This window comes from Persicitalea sp., assembly GCF_041751555.1.
Taxonomy (GTDB): Bacteria; Bacteroidota; Bacteroidia; order Cytophagales; family Spirosomataceae; genus Persicitalea.
Genome location: NZ_JBGSXF010000088.1, coordinates 1 through 8167 on the forward strand (window position 1 = coordinate 1; position 8167 = coordinate 8167).

General features: G+C 50.2%; 7 protein-coding genes and 1 pseudogene. 5 read left to right on the forward strand and 3 right to left on the reverse strand.

What is annotated here, in order from left to right; translation table 11 throughout:
- The 4 genes and pseudogenes from ACEW8P_RS02890 to ACEW8P_RS02905 form a co-directional block, all read left to right on the forward strand.
- Positions 1-1023, forward strand: a pseudogene (locus ACEW8P_RS02890) (hypothetical protein); the annotation flags it as partial.
- Between the two features lie 283 nt (positions 1024-1306).
- Positions 1307-1660 carry a hypothetical protein gene (locus ACEW8P_RS02895; protein ID WP_373511608.1) on the forward strand — a complete coding sequence of 118 codons (354 nt, stop codon included), beginning with the start codon at positions 1307-1309 and terminating at the stop codon, positions 1658-1660.
- On the forward strand, positions 1650-3245 hold the full coding sequence (locus ACEW8P_RS02900) for a hypothetical protein (RefSeq protein ID WP_373511609.1): 1596 nt from the start codon (positions 1650-1652) through the stop codon (positions 3243-3245). Before ACEW8P_RS02895 ends, ACEW8P_RS02900 begins: the two co-directional genes overlap by 11 nt.
- A 6-nt stretch (positions 3246-3251) precedes the next feature.
- Entirely contained in the window at positions 3252-3866 is a 615-nt protein-coding gene (locus tag ACEW8P_RS02905; RefSeq protein WP_373511610.1) for a hypothetical protein, read from the forward strand.
- Between the two features lie 47 nt (positions 3867-3913).
- Here ACEW8P_RS02905 and ACEW8P_RS02910 read toward each other — a convergent pair whose 3' ends face one another.
- The 3 genes from ACEW8P_RS02910 to ACEW8P_RS02920 all read right to left on the reverse strand — a co-directional run bounded on the left by ACEW8P_RS02910 (position 3914) and on the right by ACEW8P_RS02920 (position 7169).
- The gene (locus ACEW8P_RS02910; protein WP_373511611.1) at positions 3914-4762 is read right to left on the reverse strand and encodes an outer membrane beta-barrel protein; all 849 of its coding nucleotides are present in this window, start codon (positions 4760-4762) and stop codon (positions 3914-3916) included.
- A 109-nt stretch (positions 4763-4871) separates the two neighbouring features.
- Positions 4872-6245, reverse strand: a complete 1374-nt coding sequence (locus tag ACEW8P_RS02915) for a sodium:solute symporter family protein (RefSeq protein ID WP_373511612.1) — start codon at positions 6243-6245, stop codon at positions 4872-4874.
- A 66-nt stretch (positions 6246-6311) separates the two neighbouring features.
- Positions 6312-7169 carry an inositol oxygenase family protein gene (locus ACEW8P_RS02920; RefSeq protein WP_373511613.1) on the reverse strand — a complete coding sequence of 286 codons (858 nt, stop codon included), beginning with the start codon at positions 7167-7169 and terminating at the stop codon, positions 6312-6314.
- Between the two features lie 209 nt (positions 7170-7378).
- On the opposite strand from ACEW8P_RS02920, the gene ACEW8P_RS02925 reads away from it, so the two are divergent.
- A partial coding sequence (locus tag ACEW8P_RS02925) for a PfkB family carbohydrate kinase (RefSeq protein ID WP_373511614.1) occupies positions 7379-8167 on the forward strand: 789 nt, incomplete at its 3' end.

Below are 8167 nucleotides of genomic sequence, written 5' to 3' on the forward strand. Positions count from 1 at the left end.
ATCGACATTGGTGGCGGCACGTCGGACGTGGTTGTTTTTAAGTCGAGTCGACCAATTTTGCTGTCGTCGTTCAAGTTTGCGGCTAATGCCATTTTTGGCGACGGCTTCTACGAATTCGGTGCGACTTCCAATGGCTTAATCAAGAAGTACGCGTCGCATTACGAGAATCTATTAAGCGCCAACAAGCAGTACGATTTGATGAAAGTCCTTGATTCGATTAAGGACAAAAACAAGTCCGAGGACATCATTGCGTTTCTATTTTCGCTCGAGAAAAACTACCGCATCCGGGATGCCCACATGTTTTCTTTCAATGCTTTATTGGCCGAGGACAATGACTACAAAATCATTTTCCTGTACTTCTACTCCGCCATCATTTATCACGTGGCGCAGCTGATGAAGACGAATCTACCGGAAACCGACTTACCCAAGAATATCGTGTTCAGCGGTACGGGCTCCAAAATTCTGAGCATTATTACCCGCAATCAGCGGACACTTTCGGAATACTCCGAACTTATTTTCACCGCCGTTTTCGAAAAGGACTTTGGCCCGGAAGATTTGGTAATTAAGGCCGAAAAAGATATTCCGAAAGAACTGACTTGTAAAGGCGGCCTGATGACTGATCCCGAGGATTTGAACATCAATATAAAAAATATAAAAGCCATTCTGACGGGCTTGAAAGATGAATCGATCACGCGCCTTCGCTACGCGGATTTGACCAATGAAGTGCAAACGGAAATCACGGATTACGTCGCTGATTTTAATCGTATGTTTCTTGATCTGGACAAGAAGATGAGCTTCTCGGACAATTTCGGCGTGTCGTACAGCGCGTTGGAAATATTCAAGAATGGACTCAATCGTCACCTGCGGGATTACCTGGCCGAGGGGCTGGAATACACTAAGAAAATGGACGAAGTGCGCTCGGATGAGAAGGAAATCGAAGAAACCTTATTTTTCTATCCCATTATCGGCGCGATTAACCATTTGTCGAAGCAATTGGGGGAGCTGACGCCCGTGAATAGTTGATTGCTATCTGGTTTGTATCTGAACTAAAACTGGTCGAAGATTAAAATTGGGAGAAATCTTAAAGCAACATTAACCAATGGAGGCATTTAGCAATTCGAGAGATAGAGAATTAAAAAAGCTGAGGGAGGAAGTCAAAGAGCTTAGGGATAAGGTTTTGGGGCTTGAAAATGAATTTAAGCAATTGCGAGGAAAGATATTGAGTGCGGCCGTCCCGATGGAGATAACTAAATCAGACAAGGTTGACCATGCAGCCCAACCGAACAAGAGTCAAGTTTCGCAAACTATGCCAGCACCGACACCAGAAAAAACGGTGCATAATTTTTACCTCTCCACGCCCAATTCCGACGGTAGTTTCAACAATAGTTCGGCTAATCCGGCCTACAAGGAAGGCGCATCCATCTACAAATTCCAAAATACTAAGGATAACCACGCCAAATTTAAAATAGATGAAAACGACGCTTCCGTAAAGTTGGCTTTGGCTTATCCCGATAAGAATATAGATCCCGTTTGCGACGCTCTGAACGCATTTGACCCCAAAGCCCGCCGAATCTTCACCGTCGAGCCAGGCATCGCTGAACTCGCGGGCGACAATAAGTGGAAGGTCATTACCAAAGCCCGCATCCGGTATGAGAGTTGAAGTCTTTGAAACGTTCCTGATCGGGATTATCATTTTCATCCAAATCGTCGTCTTTTTCCGCACCCGTCGCCAAATCAATATTTTCCGAAATATTATTCCAAAAACGGAGGCGTTGAGCGTGGCAAAAATTCGCCTTTTCCTGGTGGATTTGGAGCGGCTTTCGCCGCGAGTGATTCTGGAAAATATTGGGAAATTTCAGGGAAAGTACCAAGGCACATCGGGCATTTATTTAGAGGATGCAAATGCGTATCAGCAGGACACTCCGCATCCGATCGCCAATTTATCTGAAAGTGATGAAGAACAGGAAAAATCGCTTCCCAAGACGCAGGTCAACATCATCGACAGCAAGGCCGAGATCAACCCGATTTTTACCAATATTTTATTTTCCCTCAACAATTACCTCATCCGTAACCGGGGGGCTTCGTCAGATTTTAGTTTGATGAAGGACATCGTGGAGCGGAACGTCAGCGCGGTGGAAGAAGACATCAATTTGTCCATCAGCGTACCTCTGTATTTGGGTTTGATGGGTACCATGCTGGGGATCGTCATTGGCCTGTTCAGTATGCCGGACATGGCCGTCGCGGTGGATGCGCAAGCCAATAATCTGCTGCTGAACGACGGAATTTCGTCGCTGATCGGCGGGGTAAAAATTGCTATGATCGCCAGCTTTACGGGTCTGGCACTCACCATTATCAATTCGGGGGGTACTTTCAAAGGGTCAAGAACGCTGGTGGAAGCGCGGAAGAATGAGTTTTATACTTTCATGCAGGTGGAACTGCTGCCGATCATCAATCAGGGCTTGGCGGCAACGCTGGAATCCTTGCAACGCAACCTGATGAAATTTAACGGTGAGTTTACGGACAACCTCAAAGACCTGTCGGGAATTTTTGCCTCCAACACCAAGACCGTTTTGGCGCAGCGGGATTTGCTGGAATCCATCGACAAGATGAAGGTGTCGGAAATGACGCAGTACAACCTTACGGTGTTGCAGCAATTAGAGCAGTCGGTGAAGCAGTTTGAGAAATTCAACGGCTCGATGATGAATGTCAACGCCTTCGTCACCAATTCGGAGCGCATCGTGGACCGGACCAACCAACTGCTGGAACGGACGGAGAATTTCAAATCAATCGCCGACAATTTGAACAACAAGCTCAACCAAAGTCAGCAACTCATGGAGTTTTTGGCGGCACATTTCAGCAATCTTGAACAGCATAAATCTTTCACGGCCAACGCCGTGGCCGACGTGGGGCACGCCATTTCGGATTCTTTCAAGGACTTGGAACAGCACATCCTCAATTCCAGCGAGGCCGTGAAGCAGTTCACCGTGGACGAAACCGAATCGTTGCGTCTGGCGCTATCGGGCAGCCAGAACAGCCTCCACAACTTGAAGCATTTGTCCACGATTACGCAGGAGGTATCGCAATTCAAGGACAGTGCGACTTCACAGAGCGAAAACACCCGGCAGGGCCTCAACGAACTGAACGGGAAGATGGCGGCTTTGCTCGCACTACTGGAAAAGACTGAGAAAGACCGCGCCAATCGCAAACTCGGCGCGCGCTTAAAGCGAATGTTTTCCGGAAAATAGCCGAGCATGAGATCTCAAAACTCCGGTTTTTTCTGGCCTAGTTTCGCCGACTTGATGACGAGTCTGTTCTTCATTATGCTGGTACTGTACGTGCTGACGTACCTGAAACTCACTAACCAGCAGCGCGTTACGCAGCAGCAACTCAACAAGATAAAAGAAGTGCAGGCGGCAGTAAAAGAACTACCTCGCAAGTACTTTGCCTACGACTCGGTCTATAAGCGATTTTCGCTGGTGCAGAATATTCAGTTTGCCCAAAAAAGCGACGTTATTCGGAGTAGTGATATTCAGTACTTAGTCAATGTGGGCAAATCCATCAGCAACCTCATCGACACGCTTAAAACTAAGTACGCCGGGCAGGACATTAAGTACGTGGTGATTATCGAAGGTATGGCGTCAAAAGACAACTACCTTGATAATTATACGCTGAGCTACAAACGGGCATTGGCAGTGCAGAACCTCTGGAACGCGCGGAATATTCGATTCGACCAAACCATCTGCGAGGTGCAAGTTGCGGGTTCAGGTACGGGAGGTATCGGGAGGTTTCCACGCTCGCAGGAAACCCAAAACCAGCGAATTCTGATTCAGATCGTACCTAAGATCGGGGAAATAAAGGTCGAGTAGAGGTCAGCCCCTTTTCCTTTTCTCCATCCTCCTCTCCTCCTTTTTCCTTAAAATTTAGGACACCGCGTCTTCTTCCGTTGCTGCGCAAAGTACCGCGTCGTCAGCACGTACTGCACCTTCACGCTCAGAAAAATGTACGAGTCCTTCACCTTGGGGTTACCGCGAATGAAGCCCGGTTGCCGGGGCGCTTCACCAACTTCGGGACTGCGGTCAGAAAGTCGCCGGGCCAGATCGCTTGGTAGCTGGTCAGGCTGTGGGAAAACGCTGCTGGCGTCGTCGAGGTAGTCGGAAGTCAGGAAATTACCGCAGAGTTCCAGACCGAGTCCCCAGCGGTCGGTGAGTTTGAGGGTGGCACCCAAACCCGCTACTATCAATAGCGGCGTGCGAGAGTACTTTACGCCTTCGGTAGTCAGCGGTGGCAGGCTGTACCAGGTACCGTCGAGTTGGGCTTTGGGATTCAGGAAGGTTGTGCCAATACCTCCAAAAAGATAGGGATTGACCTGCGCCTGCTGCGAAAAGGCGAATAAATCGCCCTGTGCCCCGACGTAAAAATCGGGGTTATGGGTGCGGAACGATAAGTTGTTGATGAAATTTCGGGAGTTCTTTTGATCGGCTTGTAGCTGGTAGTAGCGCAGTTCGCTTCGCAAGCTGATGTGCTCTGAGAGGCGGTACAAACCACCCAAGGCTAAGTTTGGTCCGAGTCCCAAGTGTGCGAAGTCCACACCGTCGCTGAGGTCGCCCTGATAGTAGGCTACACCCGCACCACCGATAATCGTGATGACGCCTCGCGGTGGAATATGGCTGCCCAAGCCTTCGATTCTAGCTTGGGCTAGTGTGTTTTGGCAGTCAACCAAACCAAAAAATAGTAAAATAGCGAAGGGGAGTAATCTGCTCATAGCTGGACGTACTGCTTTGCTTGTCAACGAAGCGGTGCGTAAATATCATGCGTTCTTCAAAAATAATCGGCAGAAACAAAACTTAAAGGTCTTCCTCCTCCATGTTCAATCAACCACTTTTCTTGCCAAAAAAGACCCCTATCAGCATTCCAGAACTACTTCCCAGCAAGCCGTAAATCAGCGGTGGATATTCCGTTTCCAACCAAACGCAGAGCAGCCACACGCTCAGCCCGGCCATCATCGATAGCAGACAACCCATCGCGTTAGCTCGCCGCCAATAGATCCCTGCCGCCAGAGGTACGAACAGCGACACCAAACTAAAAGCCGACGACTCAGCCACAAGTTCGAAGATGCTCTCACGAGTATTGGCCATGAAAATACAGATGAGCGTAATGACTACCACTCCCACACGGATGATTAACAAAAGCTGCCGGTCAGTGAGATCGGGACGAAAAAACTTGAAGACGTTTTCGCCCAGCACCGCCGCCGGGGCCATGATGGCGCTGCTCGTCGTGCTGAGAATGGCCGACACCAACGCTCCAAAAAACAAGATTTGCAACGGCAGTTCCGTGTGCAGCAGCACCATTTGCGGAATAATCATTTGTCCGTCCTGTTGTTCTAATTCAGGATAAAGCAGATGGCCACAGAGCGCAATGAAAAGCGGAATGAGCGCCACGCTCAGGTACATGAAGGAGGAAATCAGCGTGGCCCGCACCGCCGTTTGGGCCGAACGAGCCGACATTACGCGTTGGAAAACATCCTGCTGAGGAATCGACCCCAGCCCAATCGTGATCCAGGCGGCAAAGTATTCCACTGAACCTTTGAAAGTAAACTCGGGATAAAAGCGGAAGAAGCCGTCGGGTAGTTTTTCGGTGATGCGGTCCAGGCCATCCGTTTTTTGGTAGAGTATCACAGCGACGATGCTCAGGCCAACGATAATCAGGATCGTTTGCAGGAAATCCGTAATTGAAATGGACCACATTCCGCCCCAGACGGTATAGAGAATCACTACTGCTGAACTCAGCAGAATGCACTCTGTCAGCGACCAGCCCAGCACGATTTTCAGCACGATACCCATCGCCATGAGTTGCGCGGCGATCCAACTGAAATACGAAGGAATGATAAGCATCGCCGACAACAGTTCCGCCCGCCGCCCGTATCGAAGGCGGTAGTAGTCACAGAACGTGATGATGTTCATTTGGTAAAAGCGGCGGGCGAAGAATATCCCAACCAGAAACAGGCACAAAGACGCTCCGAACGGGTCTTCGATAACGCCCAGTACCCCGTGCTGAACAAATTCGGTGGGCGCGCCCATGATGGTTTCGGAGCCGAACCAAGTGGCGAAGGTAGCCGATGCCGCCAGCAACAGCGGCAAATTACGCCCGGCCAATACAAAATCCTGCGTAGTACTGACCCGCCGCGATGCCCACAACCCTATCCCAAGATTCAGCAGCAAATAACCAATGATCCAGAATCCCAGCATTCCAATTACGGTAGAAACGCGGCATGCCGCGTCTCACGGGTGACAGCAACCTCGCAACAGCAAAATTTAAAACTTCAAAGCCCCCGGCAGGTACTTCGCCACCAAATCCTCGTAGTAAGGACGAAGCTTCTTCCAATCGGGCGGGGTAGGTACTTTGGAATACAAGTCGTAGGGATTGAACTTCTTGACCCAGGCGAACATCTCCCGATCGCGGTCATCCATCAGGTGGTCGTACGCCTCTTCACGGTGCTGAGAATAAAATGAGTGATAGCGCAGCATATATTGCCCTTCTTCGGGCATCCCGTGTTTCGTCATTTGGTACACGTACTCATCATGGCCCCACGACATATGAACGTTGTCAAGGCCGCAATTGGGTTCATAGACGCCATACTTAGTGTTGTACCGCTCATCGTGAGTGTCGGGGTTGGCGGCAAAGTATTCGGGATAAACGATCTTATCGGAATGGGCGCAACCGACCGGAAATGTATCTCCCACAACGGCCCACTGCGGCTCGCCAAACAGGCAAAGTACCTTACCCATATCGTGCATCAGCCCTACCAACACAAACCAATCGGGATGGCCATCGGCACGGATAGCTTCGGAGGTTTGCAGCAAATGCTGCCACTGATCTAGGTCAGTATCGGGATCGGAGTCGTCGACGAGGGTATTCAGAAAATTGAAAGCTTCCCAAATCGGCATTTCTTTCTTGTCGAATTTGAGGTAGTCATTTTCTTTTTCGCGCACGAAATCGTACGTCTGATAGGTGTGGTTGAGCCGATAAAACTCCCGCACCGTGTCGCGTCCCGGTTCGTCGTAATTGCGATAATCTTCTTTGGCTTTCTCGAAAGGTTCGGGGTAGCGGGTCAGAACGTCGTCTTCCCAGACATCGAGACTCGGCAACGGATTTTGGGCATCAGTTTTCATATTGGCGATTTTTTTCAGTTTTAGAAGGATAAAATTACTGTTTTTTTGACAAAAAAAGTTTAGCCCGTTCAAAGTCAAAGGCAGATTTCCTTACTTTACGAAAATCCATACCTTTGTTTTTTCCTGAAATACACTCAATCACATAATTCTGACCAAGCCGTTAGCCATCCGGAACACCGGACCGTGCTGACTGCTGACCGCCCCTCCACATGGCTCAAATCGTTACCATTGGCGAAGTACTGCTGCGCTTGAGTACCCCCGGTTTTTCCCGCTTCGAACAAGCCCGCTCCTTCGACGTCACCTACGCAGGTGGCGAGGCCAACGTCGCCTCCGCCCTCGCCTATTGGGGGCATCATACCGCACACGTCACCCGATTCCCCGACTCGCCCATTGGACGGGCGGCGGCGCAGTACCTGCGCTTTCACGGGGTGGACGTTTCGCACGTTCAGTACGGCGGGCCACGCATGGCGGTCTATTACCTCGAAACGGGCGCAGCCCTACGCGGTAGCCAAATCGTTTATGACCGGGCGGGATCGTCTTTTGCCACGGCCGATCCGAAGTCGTACGATTGGGACGAAATCCTTAAAGACGCCACCTGGTTCCATTGGGCGGGTATCACGCCCGCGCTGTCGCAGGAGGCCGCCGACGCCTGTTTGCAAGGTATTCAAGCGGCCCGTAAAAAGGGCATCACAGTATCAGGCGATATTTTTTACCGCTCCAACCTCTGGAAATACGGCAAGACACCCGGCGACGTCCTCCCCGAGCTTACCGCTGGAACCGACATCGTGATCGCTAACCACATCAATGTCAAAGAAATATTCGGCATTGAATGCAGCGATTTCCCGGACGCTTGCATCAAATTACAAAAGGCATTTCCGCAGGTGAGCCGCGTCGTGGACACGCAACGCACTTCCCGCAGCGCGAGTCACAATCTGATAAAAGCTTTTCTCTGGAATGGCAAAACAATGTTGGAAACCGTCGATGTGGACATTAATCCC